Below are 21,202 nucleotides of genomic sequence, written 5' to 3' on the forward strand. Positions count from 1 at the left end.
TCTACATAATACATCAAAATAATGACTCCAAGTAGAATTTTTTTGAGTTATGTAGAAATTATCATCATTTCCTATTGAATCACTTCATTTATTTCTATTAAAAAATAGCAGCTAGAGTATTTACAGCCTATCCTCAGTTCGCTACTATCAGATTATTATGATAGAAAAGAGATGACCTTTTGTGCCTTTTGATTTAGATGTAAATATTTTATTAATTTTAATCCTCTTCGGTTTTTTAGCAGCCTTTATTGATTCAGTGGTTGGAGGAGGTGGGCTTATCTCATTACCAGCTCTTATGTTCGTTGGCCTTCCTCCCTCTGCTGCAGTAGCAACCAATAAATTGGCAGGTACAATGGGTTCCCTTACTAGCACAGTGACATTTTATCGCTCTGGTAAACTAGATATAAAAGCCGTCTATAAGCTATTCCCCTTCGTCTTTTTTGGCTCTATGCTGGGTGCTTGGATTGTCCACTTAATGGACCCAAGTGTACTGAAGCCATTAATGCTGATTATGCTTGCAGTCGTTGCCATTTATACCATCTTTAAAAAAGACTGGGGCAGTATGACCACCTTTAAACAATTAACCCCTAAGCGTTCTATTATTTTTGTTTTCGTGATTACACTTATTGGCTTTTATGATGGCTTTTTAGGTCCTGGGACAGGCTCGTTTCTACTCTTTGCTTTTCTCATAGTTGGCTTTGATTTTTTACAATCAGCAGGAAACGCCAAATTTTTAAATTTCGGCAGTAATGTAGCTGCCCTCCTTATGTTTATATACTTAGGACAAATAAATTATGCCTATGGACTACCAATGGGTCTTGCGCAAATTGCAGGAGCTATTGTTGGTTCAAAATTTGCCATTAAACGCGGCAGTGGCTATGTACGTAAATTATTTATCGTTGTGACCATTCTATTACTCTTGAAAAATACATATGACTATTTTTCATGATCAGCCGTTATACTAACGTATGCCAATACTATAGAAGGATCAAACTTATCTCAATTGGGGTAAGTTTTTTTCATGGTATCAACTTTTTCCCTCTCCTCGTACGTCTAGTAAATGTATACAATTTGACAATGTTAAAAAAGGAGCTTCTTTGGACATGAGAACAAGAAATGCATTTCAACATGAAGAGGTGTTTGTCCAATTCATTCGAGAACAAAAAGAGCGTTTTTATTTGCTCGCGTATAGCTATACAAAAAATGAACAGGACGCACTAGATGTTGTACAAGACAGTATCCAAAAAGCCATGCTTTCATTAGATCGACTTGAGAATGTGACCTATATGAAAAGCTGGTTTTATAAAATAGTTGTCCGTACAGCCATAGATTTTTTACGTAAGCATAAACGCTTACAAGTGACAGATGATGATACATTACAATATTTAACACCTGCTCAAGAGGATGTTTATGAGAATGTTGACTTGGAGCATGCGTTGGATGAACTCCCGCAAATGTATCGAGAGGTTGTCATTCTCCATTATTTCGAGGATTTAAAACTCGCTGACGTGGCGAACATCCTCGACATTAAATTGAGTACAGCCAAATCGCGTCTTTATAAAGCATTAAAACTATTGAAAATCCAATTGGAAGATGTGAAGGGAGAAACTGCACATGGATAAAAAATTACAGGAGTTAGAAAAACAATATATGAAAGTCCCGATTCCAAAAGAGCTAGACTTCGTGGTTGAAAAAGCACTTAAGCAAGGTCGAAAAAAGAAAAAAAATCGTACACCTCAATGGGTCCTTGGATCTGCCGCTGCAGCCATGCTATTTACAGCTGGTTTAAATGTAAGTCCTGCAATGGCACGCACACTCTCAGAAATTCCCGTGGTTGGTAGTGTGATAAAAGTATTGACTTGGACAGAATATGAAGTGGCTGAAGATAATTATGATGCCAACATTAAAGTACCTTCTATTGAAAACTTAGAAAATCAAGATCTGGCGAATACATTAAATGAAAAATATCGTGCAGAAGGTAAGACACTTTACGATGAATTTATGGCAGAAGTGGGCGATTTAAAATTAAATGGCGGTGGTCATTTAGGTATTGATAGTGGCTACGAAATCAAAACTGATAACGAACAAATTTTGTCGATTGGCCGCTATGTAGTGAATACCGTTGCTTCTTCTTCAACGGTGATGGAATACGATACGATCGATAAAGAAAACGAAATTTTAATTACCTTACCAATGCTCTTTAAAGATCAACACTATATTGAAACAATTAGTGAAAATATTAAAGAACAAATGCGTACACAAATAGCTGAATCGAATCAAGATAAAGTTTATTGGGTAAAGGGTGCTGGCCTTGCCGATGAAGAGTTAATGGAGGAATTTACAACTATTAAACCTGATCAGCAATTCTACATTTCTGATAAAGGCAAGCTTGTGATTTCCTTTGATAAATATGAAGTGGCACCTGGCTATATGGGCGTTGTAGAGTTTGAAATCCCAACAGATGTCTTAAAAGAAGATCTTGTAAGCACAAAATATATTCATTAATTTAGCTTACTTTTCCTATGACGAGGTATTGGATGATGGTGTCATCCAATACCTCGTTTTTTCATGAAACCATACCATTTTCTGCTTATAAAGCCGACTTTTTTTGTCAAAGCTAATATGTATCAATCAATGTTAGAGGGTTTTCAACATGAAAAGTGTAGGATCAATCAGTATTTTACATGTCATCTTCCTATCAATGACTGTTATTGGCTTAAAAAATCATGTAACCATTATTCCTCCACTACTAGATGTGGCCAAAAGAGATGGCTGGCTATCGGTATTGTTTGCTGGAGGAATTATTTTCTTTTGGCTATTTTTATTAGTATATATTCAATCAAAATCTAATCAAGAGCCCATCCGAGATTGGCTCGATTCAAAAATCGGGAAAATTGGCTCTACTATTGTTATTTATACAGTTGCTATTTTTTTAATGATTATCGCAGCTTTTACAATGGTTGAAACACTGCAATGGATTAATACTACATTTTTACCGCAAACCCCTGTAATTATCTTACTATTTATCTACGTCATTCTGTGTATTCTTCTTGTGACGACTAGCTTACAGACGCTCGTCATTTTAAACGTTTTTGTATTATTCGGAGTAGTTATCTTTGGCTTTTTCGTGGCCTTTACGAACATGCAGGTAAAAGATTATGAATTATTACGTCCATTTTTTGAACATGGATTCCAGCCTGTCTTGCGAGGCATGATTTTTCCTGCATCAGGGTTTATTGAGCTTTTAATGTTGCTATTTTTACAGCATCAATTTAAGGAACGTATTCGCTGGTACCACTTTGCTATTATGCTGGCTATTTTAGTAGGACTGACATTAGGACCTTTAATTGGAGCCATTACAGAATTTGGACCGAATGAAGCGGCTAAGCAACGCTATCCTGCCTACGAAGAATGGGGATTAGTGACAATCGGTCGCTATATCGAGCATCTTGACTTTTTCTCCATTTATCAATGGCTGACAGGAACCTTTATTCGTGTTAGCTTCCTTTTGTACATTGTGGCAGATTTATTGAAGATGACAGGAGATCCCAAGCGTATATGGCAAATGCTTGCTCCTCCCTTCTTTATTCTTTGTTTACCATTAATCATGCTAAATGAAAGCCTATTTTTAAAAGTAAAAGGAAATTATATTCTGGCAGCCACTTTTATTTTTTTCTTTTTACTGTCAATATTTTTCGTAGTCGTAGCTTTCTTGTCGGATAAATCTTCTAAAAAGGGGAAAACTGAAAAACAAGATAAGAAAAGTGGTGAATCATAATGCCTCAGCAAGAACAAGCGCTAGATCTTAGTACGCTCAGAAAATTATTTCAAAAATCAGCAGATATTCAATTTCAGGAATATATGTTTAATCAGCAGAAAGTACACTTTATTACGTGTGATGCTATGATTGATCAACAAATGCTTAATGAAGTGATTATTCAACGTATTCAATATTTATATGATCATTTGGATGAGGTTCCCTTTGAAGAGAATATCGCAAGGCATCTTCATGTTCCAAGTATTCAAAAAGTACAAGACAAGGAACAGCTGATAACTTTTGTCTATAGTGGCTTCTTGTTGTTGTATTTTGACGAAGACAATCTTTTATATGCAAGCAATATTGCCCAAAAGCCGAATCGCCAGCCTGAAGAAACGCGCATGGAGGTTCTTGTTAAAGGGCCCAGAGATAATTTCATTGAAGATATTCGCGTCAATATCGCACTCATAAGAAAACGCTTGCCGACCAACTCATTTTGTGTGGAAAAAGTGGAGCTTGGGAAACGATCAAAAACTACGGTAGCCATTCTTTATTTTGATGATATTGTGGATATGGATATTTTACATGGCATCAAAAAGCAGCTTGCTGCTGTTGATACAGATATTGTTTTTAGTGGCGATTTATTGATGGAACGGGTGAATAAAAATTCCAAGCTTTTTCCGAAGTTTGATTATACTGGACGACCTGATTATGCGGTTCAGGCCTTAGCAAGAGGACGTTTTATTATTTTTGTAGATGGCGTCGCCTATGCCATCATTACCCCTGTCAATTTGTTTCTCTTACTGAAATCAGCTGAGGATAATGAATATCCTATTATTTTCAGTTCACTGGAACGATTATTAAGAATATTTGGTATTTTAATCGGCTTACTACTTCCTGCATTCTGGCTTGCCTTGACAACCTATCACCAAAACCAACTGCCGCTTCAACTACTCGCAACCGTCGTGCAAGCGAAGGCTGGCTTACCGCTCCCCTCTTCGCTTGAAATGTTGCTGATGCTGCTGATGTTTGAATTATTTCGTGAAGCAGGCTTGCGTCTCCCTTCCGTTATTGGTGGGACCATCAGTGTTGTAGGTGGATTAATTATTGGGGATGCAGCCATTCGAGCAGGTGTAACGAGTCCTGAAATGATCGTTGTCATCGCTATTTCTACCATTGCTTCCTTTACATTAGTGAATCAGTCACTTGTTACTTCAGTTAGCATATTACGCGTTGCCTTTATCTTTGCTAGTGCCTTTTTCGGGTTATTTGGCTTCTTTGTTTCTTTATACCTGACACTGCTTTATTTAAGTAATATTCGAATTTACGGCTACTCTTACATGAATCTAGCAACAGATCTAAATTGGGCAACCATTAAAAAATCCATCTTTCGATTATCACCCAAAGGCTATACTGAGCGGAACAAAGCGCTTGCTCCTCAAGATTATACACGAACTTCAAAAGGGCATGAGAACAAAGATTCTCCACATAAAAACAAATAGCATCCCTATCCATTGTGAAGGGATGCTATTTTTATTCGCTCAACTATTTTGGACTCTTTCTTTTATAAGGTCCAGTACACTTTCCCAATGACCTTTCATTTCTTCTCGTACTGTCTGATCAGAAAGATGTTCTTGATGAAAGCTAATGGTTGTTTTATTACGCTCTTTGGGTAAAATACGAATTTGTACAGTAGATGGTTTTGACCACTCTTCCTTTTGCCAAGTCAATCGAAGCTGCTCTAATGGTTTAACAATCCTGATTTCGCCTGTCCCTGTCTTTGAATGATATTTGTACCCAGGTTCGAATATAACTGAAGTGTCTTCCCCCAGCCATGTACGTACTCCTTCTGTTGTCGTAATCAATGCCCATGCTTGCTCCTGCGAAATTGGAAATGTCCTTCTAACCCCAATTTGAAAACCCACACTTTTCGTTTGACCGATAATTTTTTCGTTATCCATTGCTTCACCTCTATTTTATGACCTTTATTGTGAACTGTAATGTTCTATTCGATTTACCTGCTAAACATTCCTTCTATGATTCATAAATGAATGTTCCATTTTCCATATTAAAGATTTGACCTGTTACCCTATGCATATTCGATGGCATTACCTTCAATCGATTCCCTCTTTCCACATAAACCTTCACTATGCATGTCAGTGTCCTTTGGCTACCACATGAGCAGTTGTACAAGTAACTTAGGGAAGCAACCAAAAAAGGGAAATTGTTTTAAAAAACAATCTCCCCCTCCTTCATTTACGTCAATTCCACAAACTCTTTCTGAACGCTTTGTTCTGTTTGTCCCTTGCGAAATTGAATATGATGAAGCTTTGCAAAAATCCCATTTTGAGCCACTAGCTCATCATAGGTACCATCCTCTTCAATGCCCTTCGGTGTCACAACTAATACACGATCAGCATTGCGAATAGTTGCCAGTCGATGGGCAATAACTAGTGTTGTGCGATTTTCAGCAAGCTCTGTTAACGATTGCTGAATAATCATTTCTGTTTCTGTATCTAAGGCAGAGGTTGCCTCGTCTAAAATTAAGATAGGCGGGTTCTTTAGGAACATACGAGCAATCGCTAGTCGTTGCTTTTGTCCTCCTGATAATTTTAAGCCACGTTCACCTATTTGTGTATCATAGCCATCGGGCAGCTCTGCAATAAATGCCTCTAGATGTGCTTTTTTCGCTGCCTCTCGAATTTCCGCTTCACTTGCATCTAATTTTCCATAGGCAATGTTTTCACGAATCGTACCTGTAAATAAAAAGACGTCCTGCTGTACGATACCAATTTGAGCACGTAATGACGCTTGTGTCATATTACGTATATCGATACCATCAATCGTAATAGCGCCTTTTGTCACCTCATAAAATCGAGGAATCAATGAGCAGATTGTAGTTTTACCAGCACCCGAAGGCCCTACAAAGGCAATGGTTTGGCCAGCTTTTACATCAAATGATATATCATGTAAAACCTGTTTGGATGCATCATAATTAAAATGAACGTGATTGAAGGCAATATTTCCATCTAAATGTTTTATAACCTTTGCATCCTCACGATCTTGAATTTCTGGCTCCTGTTCAATTAATTCACGGAAGCGCTTAAAGCCAGCCATTCCTTTCGGATAAAGCTCTAATAAAGCACTAATTTTATCAATTGGTTTAATCAGGACATTCGTATATAAAACAAAGCTCACTAGCTCCCCATAAGATAATTTCCCATTAAAGCTTAGCCAAGCGCCGACCACTAACACCATTAATGTAAGGAGGCGCGTCATCATGTAAATACTGGAGTGTGTCCCTGCCATAATTTTATAGGCATATAATTTAGCCGTACGGAAAAATCCATTTTGCTCCTTAAAGCGTTTAATTTCAAAATCTTCATTTGTAAAGGATTTCACAACACGGACACCAGATACACTATCCTCTACACGTCCGTTCACATCAGCAATTTTGCCATACATCGTTTTCCAAGCATTGTTCATTTTTATATTACTAAATGTCACAAGCCATGTTAAAAATGGCACCATAATCGCTGCAATCAAAGCGAGTGTTGGATTGACATTAAACATAATGGCAAAGGCCCCAACAAAGGTCATGATTGCAATGAAGAGATCCTCTGGTCCATGATGGGCAAACTCGCCTATATCAAACAAATCATTGGTAATGCGACTCATTATATGACCTGTTTTCGTATTATCAAAGAATCGGAAAGATTGCCTTTGTACATGCGTAAATAATTCCTGACGCATATCCGTTTCGATATTTATGCCTAGTTTATGCCCTAAATAGTTAACGATAAAGTTCAATAATGTACTAATGGCATAAACAAGCAGTAATAGGACACTTATTTTCACGATCATGCCCCAATCCCCTGTTGGCAATAACTCATCGATAAACCATTGAACAGCCAATGGAAACGCAAGCTCTAAGATTGCTACAATAATGGCACTCGAAAAATCGATGACAAACAATCGTTTATGTGGCTTGTAGTAGGAAAAAAATTTTCTATACATGTTTGTCTCCTCTCTAAGTTGTAAAAATTTTGCCTATCTTTTAATAGTACCATTTGTGCAAACGTAACGGAAAAGTATTTTTTCTCCATAGCAGTATATTTTTATTTACTTTTAAAATGTTGCATGTTACTATGTTAGTAAGAATTGAATAGCTTTTGACTTTATTGTCAAAGGGGAGTAGCTAGCAGATGCGATCGAAGCATCTGATTCACATTCGTCATTACATGGTATATTACCATCGGGTGTGATGGCATTTCTTGTCACACAGAACACTTTCTGTGCAACGAACAGTTAATTGCTTAGCAAGACCTTTGCCTATTTTTTAGGCAGGGGTCTTTTTCTTTTGCTTAAAATAGGGAAAGAATAAGTTAGCAAGCCATTCATTTCTGTTCAACAATTAAAGGAGGCAATAAATTTGGAGGCAATATTTTTAGAATACGCATGGGTACTTGTCGTATTAATTGTACTAGAAGGTTTGTTAGCAGCAGACAACGCCGTCGTAATGGCTGTTATGGTTAAGCATTTACCAAAGGCACAACAACAAAAAGCTTTATTGTATGGATTGGTGGGGGCATTTGTTTTCCGTTTTGCCGCATTATTCCTTATTACAACGCTCGTTAATTTCTGGCAGATTCAAGCAATAGGTGCCGCTTATCTACTGTTTATGTCTATTAAGCATATTTATGATTCGCGGAAAGCATCTCAAAACTCCGAAGAAATTCAAGAGCCGAAAAAACAATCTGGCTTCTGGATGACGGTTGTAAAAGTAGAACTTGCTGATATCGCATTTGCTGTGGATTCTATTCTTGCGGCGGTTGCCATTGCTGTCACACTTCCACATATCGGTGATTTTGATATTGGCGGTATTAACGCAGGTCAGTTCGCAGTAATGTTCTTAGGTGGTATTATTGGTGTCATCATGATGCGTTTCGCAGCTCGTTGGTTTGTAAAGGTTCTCGACAAATTCCCATCACTTGAAACAGCTGCTTTCCTAATTGTCGGCTGGGTTGGTGTAAAATTAGCTGTATTAACATTAGCACATGAAAAATTGGGTGTGATTCCACACGAATTCCCCCACTCCACTCTTTGGAAAGCTATTTTCTGGATTGTCTTAATTGCTATCGCATTAGGTGGCTACCTAATCGGTGTCAAAAATCAAAAGAAACAAGAACAATAATAATGAAAAATCGCTTCGATTACGATCGGGGCGATTTTTTTATTTTCTTAAAAATATAAAAGAAGGTATTTTCTAATTGAGAACGAATATCAATTATTTTTTGCATGAATTGCTTTAAAAATTAAATTTTTTGTATGTTACTGCCTCTACGCTGTATACTAGTAAAGAAGTCATTTACTGCAAAAGGAGGAAAACTTTTATGTTATCTGAAAAACTACACACAGCTCTTAATGAACAAATGAATTTTGAATTCTACTCTGCGCATGCCTATATGGCAATGGCAGCCTATTGCACAGATCAAGATTATGATGGCTTCGCTAACTTCTTTTTAGTACAAGCAGAAGAAGAACGCTTCCATGCCATGAAATTTTATAATTTCTTAAGTGATATGGGCTACCGCGCAACAATTCAAGGTTTTGAAAGCCCAGGCAATCATTTCGAATCCATTTTAGATGCCTTTAAAACGGCTCTATCACACGAAAAAGAAGTAACACGCCGTATTTACAATTTATCAGACATTGCTTTAGATGAACGTGAGCATGCGACAATGGCCTTCTTAAAATGGTTTATCGACGAGCAAGTAGAAGAAGAATCTACATTTGATACATTAATTCGTAAAATCGAGCGTATCGAAACTGACTCAAACGCAATCTTTATGCTAGATGCAGAATTGGCTACACGTACATTTACACCAGATACAGAAGCATAATATTTCTTATAAAAAAATCTGCCATTAAGGCAGATTTTTTTAGGTATCTATCTTGCTTGTGGGATTTTCAAAAGATGCAATAAAAGAGAAACGTTGAAAAATCAACGTTTCTCAGGTTCTTTATGGTTCTCTTACCACTCCATCAAAGGCAGCTTGATAGATTTGATAGATATCTTCACGCTCTAATGGCATTGGACTTCGCGCTAAAATACGCGTTTGTTTTGTAGCATCCTCTGTTAGCTGTTCAAGTGCTGATGCAGGGATATTGAAACCTTGTAATGTTGAGGGAATTTTCACATCTTGAACGAGTTGTTGTAAGGCGTCAACACATTTATAGGAAGCCTCTTCTTGCGATAAATAGGAAGATGATATCCCCATGGCATCTAAAATATCTTTCATTCGTTTTTCACAGCTTTGACGAATATACCCCATGACATATGGTAATAGTACTGCATTGGAATCACCATGAGCTATATGGAACTGACCTCCCAGGGGATAGGCTAAAGCATGGACGCCTGCTACACCGGCATTGAAAAAGGCTAACCCTGCTAAATAGCTGCCATAACTCATATCTGTGCGCGCTTGCTTGTCTTGCCCATTATGGACAGCTGTTCGTATTGACTGGCTAATTAAACGGATAGCTTGTAGTGCAAGTGCATCTGTTACTGCATTCGCATTTACTGATACATAGGCTTCTATCGCATGAGTTAACGCGTCTACCCCAGTCGCAGCCGTTACCTTCGATGGTAAGGAAATCGTTAAGGCAGGATCTACAATCGCTACATCCGCTAATAAATAATCATGTGTCACGACATCCTTGGTTGTATCCAGTGATAGCACAGAAATATTTGTAACCTCTGAGCCTGTCCCAGAAGTGGTAGGAATTAAAATTTTAGGTAACCCCTTATTATCCAATGTTTTCGTTCCTGTTAGGTTTAAATAATCTGCAACTTTTCCATCATGTTTTGCTAATACGGCGGCAAGCTTCGCTAAATCCAGTGCACTGCCCCCACCTACACCAATCACCAAATCAAATGGATGCTTTCTCGTAAAATCAACCAGTTTTTCGCCAATTGCAAGCGGAGGCTCTGGTGCAATATCCGTATAAATGGTCGTTGTATAGCCTTTCTCAATCAAAGGCTTTTCAACATTGTCCGTTAGACCTATTTCTTTTAATAATGGATCTGTCACGATCAAAATATTGTGAGCGTTAAACTTCTTTACCTCTAGCAGAAGCTGACTCAAACAGCCCCAGCCAGTATAGCTAGCAGGCGTAAAGGTTAATTTATGCATGGCTTCTCTACTCCTATCTATTCATAATAGCCTTCCGTTGATTTTCTAAATGATTTAAATTGAATAGGATCATGGCCAAACCATACCTGTGAATTTGTTTCATTTGCTAGTCTTCGAATCCGTTCCACTGTTGAATTATAGCCTACAGAATCGTAGATAATGCCTGGTGGCTTGACAGGAGGCCCAAAGCTTTCTGCCGTATAAATGGCATCTGAGGCTAAAATAATACCACCTGTGTCAGGCATTTGAATATGCAAACCTAGCATTCCCCAAGCATGACCACTACCAAAATTTAATACTTGTATCCCTTCAGCTAGTTTTACATGATCCTCGCCACGTTTGATTAAGCGCCATTGTAGATTGTTTTTAATCCACATATCAATGTCACCCCAAACATAGGCACCGTCTTTCACGTTTCTAGCATATGTTTGTAATGTGCCATTAAACTCATCTTCCTGTACAATAATTGTGGCATTTGTAAAGAGTTCTAAGCACCCTGCATGGTCGAGATGCAAATGGGAAGCAACAACATATTTGATATCCTCTGGACGAACATTTAATTCTTCTAGACGATGATGTAAATAGCATTCTTCTGGCATATTAATAGGAAATGCTTTTTGCGTAAATTCACCCCATCGCCCTTCTGGACCCATCGAGTTTGGATTGCATGCAGTATCAAATAGAATTTTGCCTTCTGGATGATCAATCAATACTGTATAAACAGGGAATTCAACAAATTCATTTGGCTGGTTTGGATGATCGATGGTTGCGGGATTGTGCATCGCAATCATATAATTTTTATCCATTCGCATCGTACCATTGTCCATCACATACAATTTTGGATGTTGTTTAATCATTTTCATTTTCCCATCTCCATTCGTGATTATTAGTTATTGGTTATTCCAAATTACTAGCTTCATTTCCGTCATTTCTTCTAACGCATATTTAATGCCTTCACGGCCTGTGCCGCTTTCCTTTACACCACCATATGGCATGTGATCTACTCGATAAGTAGGTACATCATTAATGATGACTCCACCAACGTGCAATGCTTTTGTAGCCTGAAAAGCTGTCTGAATAGAAGGAGTGAAGATGCCTGCCTGTAGGCCATAGTGAGAATTATTGATAGCCGCTATCCCTTCATCAATGGTGGATACCGTATTAACGATAACAACAGGTGCAAAAATTTCTTCACAGGATACACGACTCTGTGGCTGAACATTATATAAAACAGTGGGCAATAAAATATGATTGTCAATGTGACCACCTGTAATTACTTGTGCCCCTTCAGCTACTGCCTCTTTAATCCATTGATAAGCACGCTGTTGTTCAGCTTGTGAAATCATCATAGCAAGATCTGTTTGATTATCCATTGGATCACCAATTGTAAGCTGCTCTATTTTTTCCTTCAGCCGAATTAAAAATTCCTCCACCATACTTTCCATGACATAGATACGTTGTAAAGAAATACAGACTTGACCTTGGTTGGAAAAGGCCCCCATCACAATGCGATCCATAATACGCTCTAGCTGTACCCCTTCATCGATAATTACGCCTGCATTGGAACCTAATTCTAAGGTTACTTTCTTCAAGCCTGCACGATTGCGTAGAGAAATCCCTACCGCTGGACTTCCTGTAAACGTTATCATCTTAACATTTGGATGTGCTAAAAATGCATCGCCTACTAATTTACCTTGTCCAGTTACAAGATTAAAGGCACCTGCTGGTAAATTTGTTTGCGCCAATAATTTTGCCAAAAAATGGGCGGATAGCGCTGTTTGTGTGGCAGGTTTCAATACAATCGTATTGCCTGCAGCTAATGCTGGCCCAACTTTGTGTGCTACTAGATTTTGCGGAAAGTTAAATGGTGTAATCGCTGCCACAACACCGATTGGCTCTCTTAATGTATAAGCAAAGCGCCCCTCTCCATTTTTTGATGCATCCATTGGAACCATTTCACCAGTAAGTCGCTTTGCTTCTTCTGCCGCAAATTTATAGGTTTCAACTGTGCGATCAATTTCAGCGTAAGCATACTTTAACGGTTTGGCTGATTCCATTGCAATGATACTTGCTGCTTCATCTCTATTTTCTGCAAAAAGGGTGGATAACTGCTCTAAAATCTCTGCTCGTTGAAAAGCAGTTAATGCAGCCATTTGAGGAGCTGCAGCATGCGCACTTTCAATGGCCTCCTGTACATCTTTTTCAGTGGCCATCGCAAAGTGTGCCAATACCTCTTGTGAATAGGGAGATTGGATCTCCATCCATTCAGCAGTCATCTTCCATTCTCCATTAATCCATAAGCCCTTTTTCAATCGTAATTCACTCCTTTCTTTTTATGGTTACGTATTCATTTCAGAAAATAAAGAAATGAATACGTAACCATTTTGGTGTAAAAAATAAACTGATGGTCTATCAGTTTATTTTACACGTTGTATTTCTTGGGAAAATCTTAACAGACTCTGTTTGTCTAATGCAAGTACTTTTTTTCTCCATTACCTCAAATAATTTTTCGATAGCAATAAAACCTAAGTTCTCTTCTGATGTTAAACCTACAGTTGTTAAGGCAATAGAGTGATGTTTACTAAGCTCTACATTATCAATACCAATGATATTAAAATCTCTCGGAACCTGAAAACCTCTCTCTAAACAAAGATTCAATATTTCAATGGCAATGGCATCCGTAGCAGCACAAATAGCTGTTGGTCTTTTTTCGAGTTGTAAAAGCTCTGCAAACGCACGTTCAATATCCATTTTATTGGTGTTCGTTAAAAAAGTAGGCACTAATTTTGCATCTAGCCCATAATCCTGTAAAGCTTGTTCAAATCCCAGATAGCGTCCATAGAAGGTACTCATTTGATGTGGACCCCCTATCCAACATAAAGAGTCATGCCCTAATGATAGGACATGCTTGGTCGCAAGGTAACCTGCTTGAACATTATCAATTTCTACAAAATGTCTATTCTCTTTATGCTTACGGTTAAACATAATAAATGGAATAGCTAGTTTTTCTAGTTTATAAAATAAATCATCTTGATACAACATAGAAGACAATATAATTGCGTCTGCTTTCGTTTCTAAAACGGCATTGTAGATTGAATTAAGATTATCCTCTGTGCCAAAATAGACATTAACTTTATAGCCACGTGCATTAACATAATTCACGATGGCTGTAGTTGTATCAACAAAAAAAGGGTTGTGTAAGGGCCCCGAAATCAATGTAATAATACCTGTTTTTTTCTGAACAAGCGATCTTGCTATATCATTTGGCACATAGTTTAGTTCCTCTATCGCCTGCATTACTTTTTCAATTGTTTTTGGCTTTACAAGCTCTGGTGTATTCAATACTCTAGATACAGTTGTTTGTGAGACACCAGCATGCTTCGCCACATCTTTTGAAGATACCAAAAAAACCACCCATTTCATCATTGTGAAGCTATATTATATCATCTATAGAATAATGATTATAGTGATGATTCCTTCTCTACCTTAACGCTTTCGCTCATATGGCTTTGCAGCTTCACTCGCTTTAAAGTTATAAACAGGTTTAATAACTTTAACAATATCTACAGTTTCCCCAATCGCAGAAGTAATTTCTGTCATCGGCTTATAGGCCATTGGTGCCTCATCCAATGTTTCTTCATTGACTGATGTTGTCCAAATCCCCTGCATCGTATCTTTAAAATCGGCCATATTCAAAGCTTTTTTCGCTGCGCGTCGTGAAAACATGCGTCCTGCTCCATGGGGGGCTGAATAATTCCATTCCGCATTGCCTTTCCCTATACAAATCAGAGATCCATCCCGCATATTCATTGGAATAACTAGCTTTTCATCTTTATTTGCACGCACAGCCCCTTTGCGAAGCGTCATCGTTTCTGTATCGATATAGTTATGAATCGTATCAAACGTATCTGTAAAATGCCAATCCATCTGTTTAGCAATGGTTTCTGCAATGGTCCAACGATTCATCCGTGCAAATTGCTGTGCGATCTTCATATCATGAATATAATCATGGAAAGCTTCCCCCTCTAAATATGACAAGTCTTTCGGAACGAACGGTGTTTGTTCTTTATAGGCTTGTATCATGGATTGAATCTCTTGTTGTCGTCCTTGCTGTTTCATTGCTTCTATTTTTTCTGTCAAATCTTCTCGACGTAAATTTTCATAAGCTCTTTTTTGATGCCAATTAGCAACCTTTGCCCCTACATAGCGTGACCCCGTATGGATGAGCAAATAGTGCTGATCATCTTCATCTTTGGCAAGTTCAATAAAATGGTTGCCTCCCCCAAGTGTACCTAATGACAAGTTCGTATAGTCGTCTTTCAAGCCGCTTGCTCGAAATTGTTTACCTTCAAACTCTACAAAATGTCGGCTTGGCGATACTTCTTTATGAATATCCTGCCCACTTGGTACATATGTGCGAATGATGGCATCGAGTTGAGCAAAATCAACTGTTGTTACGTCAAGTTGTGCTACAAATACACCACACCCCACATCAATGCCGACAAGATTGGGTACAACACGGTCTTGCAATTGGATGGTCGTGCCAATGACACATCCTTTACCCGCATGATAATCTGGCATAATACGTACTTTAGTGCCTGCCATAAAAGCCTGGTCTGTTAATTCTTGAATCTGATCAACAGCTGTTTGTAATGCTGTTTGCGCAAAGATTTTTGCATTCGTGAAGCGTCCATTTATTTCAATCAAGTGTATCCCTCCTTACTACTTATACGTAAAACTGGAATGATTTGTTTCATATCATAAAGAAAACGTTCTAAAAGCATGCTACTTTTAGAACGTTTGGTGAAAACCTAATCTTCATATTGTACAACTAATTTTTTAGGTATTTCGGGTATATCATTTGATTTTACATCTTCTTCCCTTAAGTCAAGCATTTGCAGGGGATATTTTTCTCGCACCTCAAAAGGTATTGCAATACTTTCCATTTTATTATTCATTTGACTTCTTGCGAGTAAGCCATTGTTTGATAAATCAATGGCTAAAATAGCCTGCACAGTTTCCTCAAGCATGGCAATATCCTTCGATTTCAACGGCATTTGCTCATTCATTAAAAATGGTTGAAGATGCTCTTTTATATAACCCTGTGCTTCGATTAAGCAAGAAAATTCATTTAATTTTTCAGCATAGCGCTTTAACTGACGCTTATCTTTTGCACGCTGTTGATTTAGTTTCTGTACCTTTTGTTCAATACGGCTCATGCGTACTTTCACTAAATCAATCAAAAAAGGCTGGGTATCTCGAATCGCCTGTAGCATTGAAACCTCTGCTTGTTGTACCTTGGCATATTGGGCGACACAAACCTCTTGCTGCTCATTGAGTTTTTGAACACGCTCTTTGAAAAATTCATTTTGCGTATGTTGGCCAAAGAAAGCTTTCATAAGACCTTTACCATGAATTTTTTTATGTTGTGCATCTAAACGCTCATATTCGCGTAAATACTCACTGTGCATGTTGCGGTATTCACGCAACATTTGTTGATAGTGCACAGCAATTTCAGTAAATTCTTCCACCTTGGAATCGTGTAAATAATCATGTTGCGCTATCGTTTGTAATAGCTGATACAGTGTTTGAACCTGTTTAAACGTGTTAGCTACCTGTTCATATTCTTGCTCATATTCTTTGACAATTGCTAAGTCACGTTGATAGCGAGAATATTCATATTGGGTATCGCCTGCGTATTTTTCAATATTCTCTACAGCAGATTGAAATGGATCTCGTTGTGGAATTACAGTTAATTCGAAGCGGAATCGTTCAAGCCATTGTAAGAAGCGAATTAGGATGGCATATGTTTTTTTATCACTATTTTCAGCCACACGATGAATGTGAGCAATTAATTGATCATACTGACTTTTTTGCCAAAGCTCATGACTGTCTGTTTGTTTGGCTACTAGTGCATTAATTGCTGAAATCCCTATAAAATCACTCATCAAATGACCAATACGTTGTTGTTCAGAGTCCATAAATGCTGTGGCATGTTCCTCATCATCGATGCCGTTGATGACACATAAAGGTTCAACACCTTTATTTTTTAACGTTTCAATCAAGAGAAGTTCAGCATCCATTGCCATTGAACCAGCGCGTAACACCCAGAAAATTTCATCAACACGGTTCATAAGCGCCTCTGAAAAATAAGCCATTTCTCCTCCGCCTGCTTCTAATGACACAGAATCAATTATTGTCACGGATTTTAATAAATCATTTTTCAAATAGACTTCTAGGTAATCTAAGTGTTCACGTAAAATCTGGGAAGCAAACGTATCGCCAGTTGTTAGTAGCTCTAATTTACTGAGATCAAATACAGCGACAACTCCATCTAAAAAATAAGCTTTAATCTCTTCTTGCTCGCCGTAGCGTATAAACGTATTTACACTTGTTGGATGCTGATCATCTACCGATAATATTTCGCGTCCTAGAAGTCCATTCACAAGTGTTGTTTTGCCCACCCGCTCTTTTCCAACTATTAAAATCATCGTCTGGTTATTGGCATCTTGAATGATTCGATTTAAATGTTTTGCTGTATCTTTCACATATGTATTTTGGACGATGATGCCATACAAGTGTCGTAGTTGGTCAACAAATTGCGGCAAAATATTATTCGCTGAGGTTGTATTTTCGATTGGCGTATTGTCAATGTTCGTCATCCTCAAAACCTCTTTTCGTATGTATCTATAAGACCATTATAAATGAAACTATGGCTTTTCTAATACATGGATTGATGAAAAGAGGACAATATACTTATACGTTTATACGACAAATAGGAATTCATCCTTACACCTATTTCCTGTCTGCTTCATATATGATTGCTACACAGACTAAAGGGAATAGTCCCAGCTATGAGTTTAGAAGTATTAGGCTTGGAGATTTCTCTCCAAGGTTGCTGAATAGCTGACCATTGTCCTATTCCTCCAAACCAGCCATACGTGCATAAACAGCTCCAACTAATGGCATTCCACCTTGGGCACCTAGTTTCTCTACAGATAAGGAAGCAGCGATATTAGCAAAATATACAGCCTCATCCAACGATTGCCCTTCTACTAAAGCATAGGCTAAAGCACCATTAAAGGTATCACCTGCGCCCGTTGTATCCACGACTGTTGTCATATAACCTGGAACATGAATTGGATAGGAGCCATCGAAATAACGTGCACCATCACTTCCTAGCGTCACGATTAATTTATTAGGATATTTTTCTAAAACTTGTTCCACTGGCTCGTTAAAAATTTCAGCACATTCTGTCTCGTTAGGTGTTAAATAGGTAATATCATCCATCCACTGCACATCAAAATTGGCTGCTGGAGCAGGGTTTAACAGTATCGGAACACCCGCTTCTTTACATAAATGAATGGCATGGGCTGTCGTCTCTTTAGGGATTTCAAGCTGTATAATTACCAAGTGACTTTTTTGTATCAACTCTTTTGAAGCTTCAAGATGGGATATGCTTAGGTCATAATTAGCTCCAGGTACGACAACAATTCGATTATCGTTATTGTAAATAAGTATATTAGCAATTCCTGTAGGAGCAGTGGTGCTTTTTACAATGGCGTTTGTCTGAATCTGCTCTTGCTGTAAAGCAGCATGTAATGTCTCACCAAAATGATCATTCCCTAAACAGCCAACCATCGCCACCTCACTGCCAAGACGAGCTGCGGCAACTGCTTGATTAGCCCCTTTTCCTCCTGGAACTGTTTGAAACGAGTGACCTAGAATGGTTTCCCCCTGCTTTGGAAAAGCATTCATTTGTACAACTAAATCCATATTTAAACTTCCTATAACTGTAATCATGGAATTCCACCTTTCATCTTTTGATCAAACAAAAAACAACTGAAATGAGTATTATCATTTCAGTAGCTTAACAATATAAAAATTCGTATAAACTAAAAACCTATCGACTGTTTTAGGGATGCCCTAAATTCTTTCACTTACTGTAAATCAATACGAGCTTCTTTTACTCGTTAAATGAAAACGATCTAGTCACTCAGGCTATCTTCCTGTTATACGAAGCAATGCTTGAGATGACGCTTTCAAAAACTGGCTGGATTTGTCCTTTAATATACAAATATTATTATAATGATAACATAGTGCCACCTTCGCATTTGATGTTTCCTTTATTATAAATAATTTCATATAGGAAATGCACTACAAACACAAAAAAACTGAAGACAACATAAAACTTGTCTTCAGTCATATCAATTAATAGGCTACTCGCTTCGCCTCATATGCGGCAATGTGGTCCTCATATTTAAAGGTTAAGGCGATTTCATCCCAGCCATTCAGTAACGTTTCTTTATAGTATGGGTCAATTGTAAAATGATAGACTGTACCATCTTCCCCTGTTACGGTTTGCTCTGCAAGATTTACTTCCATACTATAGGGCTTTGCTAAGCCTTTTGCTAAAATAGCATCACATTCCGATTCTGTTAGCTTAATCGGTAAGATACCGTTTTTGAAGCAGTTATTATGGAAAATATCTGCAAAAGAAGGTGCAATCACAACGTTAAAACCGTAATCTAAAATTGCCCATGGTGCATGTTCCCGAGAGGAGCCACAGCCGAAATTATCTTGCGCCACTAGAATTTTAGATTCTTTAAATTCAGGTTTATTTAATACAAAGTCAGCTATTTCATTCCCTTGTGCATCGAAACGCCAATGGTAAAATAAAAACTGTCCAAAACCTGTGCGCTCAATACGTTTTAGAAATTCTTTTGAAATAATTTGATCGGTATCAACATTTTTTCGATCAAGTGGTGTGATGACACTATTTACGATATTAATTGGTTCCATTTTTCAATCATCCCTTCCCGAGTAAAGCAAGACTTACACTGTTTCCTTCACAAATTCACGTACATCGACGAAGTGACCTGCAATCGCAGCGGCTGCTGCCATTGGTGGTGACACTAAATGTGTACGAGCTCCAGCGCCCTGACGTCCTTCAAAGTTGCGGTTTGAGGTAGAGGCACAGCGTTCTCCAGCTGGTACGACGTCATCATTCATCGCAAGACACATCGAGCAACCAGACTCTCGCCATTCAAAGCCTGCATCCATAAATATTTTATCTAAACCTTCTGCCTCTGCTTGTTTTTTCGTTGTATGTGAGCCTGGGACAACGATGGCTGTGACCTTGTCATGCACCTTACGCCCTTTGATAACATCAGCAGCTGCACGCAAATCACTAATGCGTGAGTTTGTACAGGAGCCAATGAAGACATGCTGGATGTCAATGGATGTTAATGGCTGGCCTTCCTCTAAGCCCATATAGGCAAGTGCTTTTTGAAGTGCAGCCTTGTCTGATTCATCCTCATAATCTGCTTGTGTTGGAACATGCCCAGAAACACCAGTACCCATCGATGGGTTTGTTCCCCACGTAATGATTGGTTCAATTTCTTCAGCTTTTATAATACGAACCGTATCGTACGTTGCATCTTCGTCTGAAGCAAGACTTAACCAGTAAGCGGCTGCTTCTTCCAATTTTTCTCCCTGCGGTGCATATTTGCGTCCACGAATATAATCGACTGTTGTTTGGTCAGGTGAGATAAGCCCTGCTTTTGCGCCTGCCTCAATTGACATATTACAAATCGTCATGCGTTCTTCCATAGATAGTTTGTGGATAGCCTCTCCAGTGAATTCCACAATATGTCCTGTACCAACACCTATTCCGAACTTGGCAATGATGGCTAGAATAATATCCTTTGCCGCTACCCCAACTGGTAGCTCCCCTTCAACACGAATCTCCATCGTTTTCGGCTTATTTTGCCATAATGTTTGCGTCGATAATACATGCTCCACCTCTGATGTTCCAATACCAAATGCAATGGCCCCAAAGGCACCGTGAGTCGATGTATGAGAATCACCACAAACAATGGTTTTACCAGGCTGTGTTAATCCAAGCTCTGGCCCAATCACATGGACAATCCCTTGGTCAGGGTGACCCATGCCTGCTAACTCAACGCCAAATTCCTCAGCATTTTTAGCTAATGTTTCGATTTGATTGCGCGCAATGGGATCATGGATAGTTGGTAAATTTTTTGTTGGTACGTTATGATCCATTGTCGCAAAGCTTAAATCAGGACGACGCACTTTACGTCCGTTCATGCGTAACCCTTCAAAAGCTTGCGGAGATGTTACTTCATGAATTAAATGAAGATCAATATATAACAGGTCCGGTTTGCCCTCTTCCTGATAAACAACATGTTTATCCCAAATCTTTTCAATTATATTTTTACCCATTGTC

General features: G+C 38.3%; 18 protein-coding genes. 7 read left to right on the forward strand and 11 right to left on the reverse strand.

Annotated elements, in window-relative coordinates:
• Positions 1–181 precede the first annotated feature (181 nt).
• The 5 genes from MKY76_RS14070 (at position 182) to MKY76_RS14090 (ending at position 5,259) form a co-directional block, all read left to right on the forward strand.
• Entirely contained in the window at positions 182–949 is a 768-nt protein-coding gene (locus MKY76_RS14070) for a TSUP family transporter (RefSeq protein ID WP_048392402.1), read from the forward strand.
• Between the two features lie 154 nt (positions 950–1,103).
• Positions 1,104–1,622: a sigma-70 family RNA polymerase sigma factor gene (locus MKY76_RS14075; RefSeq protein WP_004230723.1), complete on the forward strand. Its 519-nt coding sequence runs from the start codon at positions 1,104–1,106 to the stop codon at positions 1,620–1,622.
• Entirely contained in the window at positions 1,615–2,505 is an 891-nt protein-coding gene (locus tag MKY76_RS14080) for an RsiV family protein (protein ID WP_054550465.1), read from the forward strand. Before MKY76_RS14075 ends, MKY76_RS14080 begins: the two co-directional genes overlap by 8 nt.
• Positions 2,506–2,653: 148 nt before the next feature.
• Positions 2,654–3,778, forward strand: coding sequence for an endospore germination permease (locus MKY76_RS14085; protein ID WP_048392400.1), 1,125 nt, complete (start codon positions 2,654–2,656; stop codon positions 3,776–3,778).
• A complete protein-coding gene (locus MKY76_RS14090; protein WP_048392399.1) occupies positions 3,778–5,259 on the forward strand; it encodes a spore germination protein in 1,482 nt (493 codons plus the stop codon). The genes MKY76_RS14085 and MKY76_RS14090 overlap by 1 nt, the downstream gene beginning before the upstream one ends.
• A gap of 39 nt (positions 5,260–5,298) precedes the next feature.
• Here MKY76_RS14090 and MKY76_RS14095 read toward each other — a convergent pair whose 3' ends face one another.
• Together MKY76_RS14095 and MKY76_RS14100 are read right to left on the reverse strand one after the other, a co-directional pair.
• Positions 5,299–5,718 carry an SRPBCC domain-containing protein gene (locus tag MKY76_RS14095; protein WP_066037792.1) on the reverse strand — a complete coding sequence of 140 codons (420 nt, stop codon included), beginning with the start codon at positions 5,716–5,718 and terminating at the stop codon, positions 5,299–5,301.
• A 295-nt stretch (positions 5,719–6,013) separates the two neighbouring features.
• On the reverse strand, positions 6,014–7,774 hold the full coding sequence (locus MKY76_RS14100; protein ID WP_054550469.1) for an ABC transporter ATP-binding protein: 1,761 nt from the start codon (positions 7,772–7,774) through the stop codon (positions 6,014–6,016).
• Between the two features lie 415 nt (positions 7,775–8,189).
• Between MKY76_RS14100 and MKY76_RS14105 the strand changes: the two genes are divergently transcribed.
• Together MKY76_RS14105 and MKY76_RS14110 are read left to right on the forward strand one after the other, a co-directional pair.
• Complete coding sequence (locus MKY76_RS14105) at positions 8,190–8,951, forward strand: TerC family protein (protein WP_016994674.1); 762 nt, start codon at positions 8,190–8,192, stop codon at positions 8,949–8,951.
• 199 nt (positions 8,952–9,150) lie between these two features.
• Complete coding sequence (locus MKY76_RS14110; RefSeq protein WP_048392396.1) at positions 9,151–9,660, forward strand: ferritin; 510 nt, start codon at positions 9,151–9,153, stop codon at positions 9,658–9,660.
• Between the two features lie 120 nt (positions 9,661–9,780).
• Here the strand turns inward: MKY76_RS14110 and MKY76_RS14115 are convergent, their stop codons facing one another.
• From MKY76_RS14115 to leuC, 9 genes are all read right to left on the reverse strand, one after another.
• Positions 9,781–10,953 (reverse strand): iron-containing alcohol dehydrogenase, encoded by a 1,173-nt coding sequence (locus tag MKY76_RS14115; protein WP_048392395.1) that lies wholly within the window; start codon positions 10,951–10,953, stop codon positions 9,781–9,783.
• Positions 10,954–10,970: 17 nt separating this feature from the next.
• Entirely contained in the window at positions 10,971–11,816 is an 846-nt protein-coding gene (locus tag MKY76_RS14120; RefSeq protein ID WP_048392394.1) for an N-acyl homoserine lactonase family protein, read from the reverse strand.
• Positions 11,817–11,843: 27 nt separating this feature from the next.
• On the reverse strand, positions 11,844–13,265 hold the full coding sequence (locus tag MKY76_RS14125) for an aldehyde dehydrogenase family protein (protein ID WP_115673340.1): 1,422 nt from the start codon (positions 13,263–13,265) through the stop codon (positions 11,844–11,846).
• Between the two features lie 100 nt (positions 13,266–13,365).
• The gene (locus MKY76_RS14130; protein ID WP_231595618.1) at positions 13,366–14,367 is read right to left on the reverse strand and encodes a LacI family DNA-binding transcriptional regulator; all 1,002 of its coding nucleotides are present in this window, start codon (positions 14,365–14,367) and stop codon (positions 13,366–13,368) included.
• 72 nt (positions 14,368–14,439) lie between these two features.
• Positions 14,440–15,660 carry an RtcB family protein gene (locus MKY76_RS14135; RefSeq protein ID WP_237898176.1) on the reverse strand — a complete coding sequence of 407 codons (1,221 nt, stop codon included), beginning with the start codon at positions 15,658–15,660 and terminating at the stop codon, positions 14,440–14,442.
• Positions 15,661–15,764: 104 nt separating this feature from the next.
• Positions 15,765–17,615 carry a dynamin family protein gene (locus MKY76_RS14140; RefSeq protein ID WP_103118362.1) on the reverse strand — a complete coding sequence of 617 codons (1,851 nt, stop codon included), beginning with the start codon at positions 17,613–17,615 and terminating at the stop codon, positions 15,765–15,767.
• Positions 17,616–17,871: 256 nt separating this feature from the next.
• Positions 17,872–18,756 (reverse strand): ribokinase, encoded by an 885-nt coding sequence (gene rbsK, locus MKY76_RS14145; protein WP_342556769.1) that lies wholly within the window; start codon positions 18,754–18,756, stop codon positions 17,872–17,874.
• 408 nt (positions 18,757–19,164) lie between these two features.
• Positions 19,165–19,755: a 3-isopropylmalate dehydratase small subunit gene (gene leuD / locus MKY76_RS14150; RefSeq protein WP_048392388.1), complete on the reverse strand. Its 591-nt coding sequence runs from the start codon at positions 19,753–19,755 to the stop codon at positions 19,165–19,167.
• 33 nt (positions 19,756–19,788) lie between these two features.
• Positions 19,789–21,198 (reverse strand): 3-isopropylmalate dehydratase large subunit, encoded by a 1,410-nt coding sequence (leuC, locus tag MKY76_RS14155; RefSeq protein WP_048392387.1) that lies wholly within the window; start codon positions 21,196–21,198, stop codon positions 19,789–19,791.
• Between the last annotated feature and the right edge of the window lie 4 nt (positions 21,199–21,202).

The sequence above is a fragment of the Lysinibacillus sp. FSL P4-0201 genome, from assembly GCF_038593425.1.
Taxonomy (GTDB): Bacteria; Bacillota; Bacilli; order Bacillales_A; family Planococcaceae; genus Lysinibacillus; species Lysinibacillus capsici.

What these genes read in the sequence shown, in the direction of transcription:
- MKY76_RS14140 (WP_103118362.1), bottom strand. Translation starts at nt 17,615, where the DNA reads ATGACGAACATTGACAATACGCCAATCGAAAATACAACCTCAGCGAAT.
- MKY76_RS14090 (WP_048392399.1), top strand. Translation starts at nt 3,778, where the DNA reads ATGCCTCAGCAAGAACAAGCGCTAGATCTTAGTACGCTCAGAAAATTA.
- rbsK (WP_342556769.1), bottom strand. Translation starts at nt 18,756, where the DNA reads ATGATTACAGTTATAGGAAGTTTAAATATGGATTTAGTTGTACAAATG.
- leuD (WP_048392388.1), bottom strand. Translation starts at nt 19,755, where the DNA reads ATGGAACCAATTAATATCGTAAATAGTGTCATCACACCACTTGATCGA.
- MKY76_RS14085 (WP_048392400.1), top strand. Translation starts at nt 2,654, where the DNA reads ATGAAAAGTGTAGGATCAATCAGTATTTTACATGTCATCTTCCTATCA.
- MKY76_RS14095 (WP_066037792.1), bottom strand. Translation starts at nt 5,718, where the DNA reads ATGGATAACGAAAAAATTATCGGTCAAACGAAAAGTGTGGGTTTTCAA.
- leuC (WP_048392387.1), bottom strand. Translation starts at nt 21,198, where the DNA reads ATGGGTAAAAATATAATTGAAAAGATTTGGGATAAACATGTTGTTTAT.
- MKY76_RS14100 (WP_054550469.1), bottom strand. Translation starts at nt 7,774, where the DNA reads ATGTATAGAAAATTTTTTTCCTACTACAAGCCACATAAACGATTGTTT.
- MKY76_RS14075 (WP_004230723.1), top strand. Translation starts at nt 1,104, where the DNA reads ATGAGAACAAGAAATGCATTTCAACATGAAGAGGTGTTTGTCCAATTC.
- MKY76_RS14115 (WP_048392395.1), bottom strand. Translation starts at nt 10,953, where the DNA reads ATGCATAAATTAACCTTTACGCCTGCTAGCTATACTGGCTGGGGCTGT.
- MKY76_RS14110 (WP_048392396.1), top strand. Translation starts at nt 9,151, where the DNA reads ATGTTATCTGAAAAACTACACACAGCTCTTAATGAACAAATGAATTTT.
- MKY76_RS14080 (WP_054550465.1), top strand. Translation starts at nt 1,615, where the DNA reads ATGGATAAAAAATTACAGGAGTTAGAAAAACAATATATGAAAGTCCCG.
- MKY76_RS14120 (WP_048392394.1), bottom strand. Translation starts at nt 11,816, where the DNA reads ATGAAAATGATTAAACAACATCCAAAATTGTATGTGATGGACAATGGT.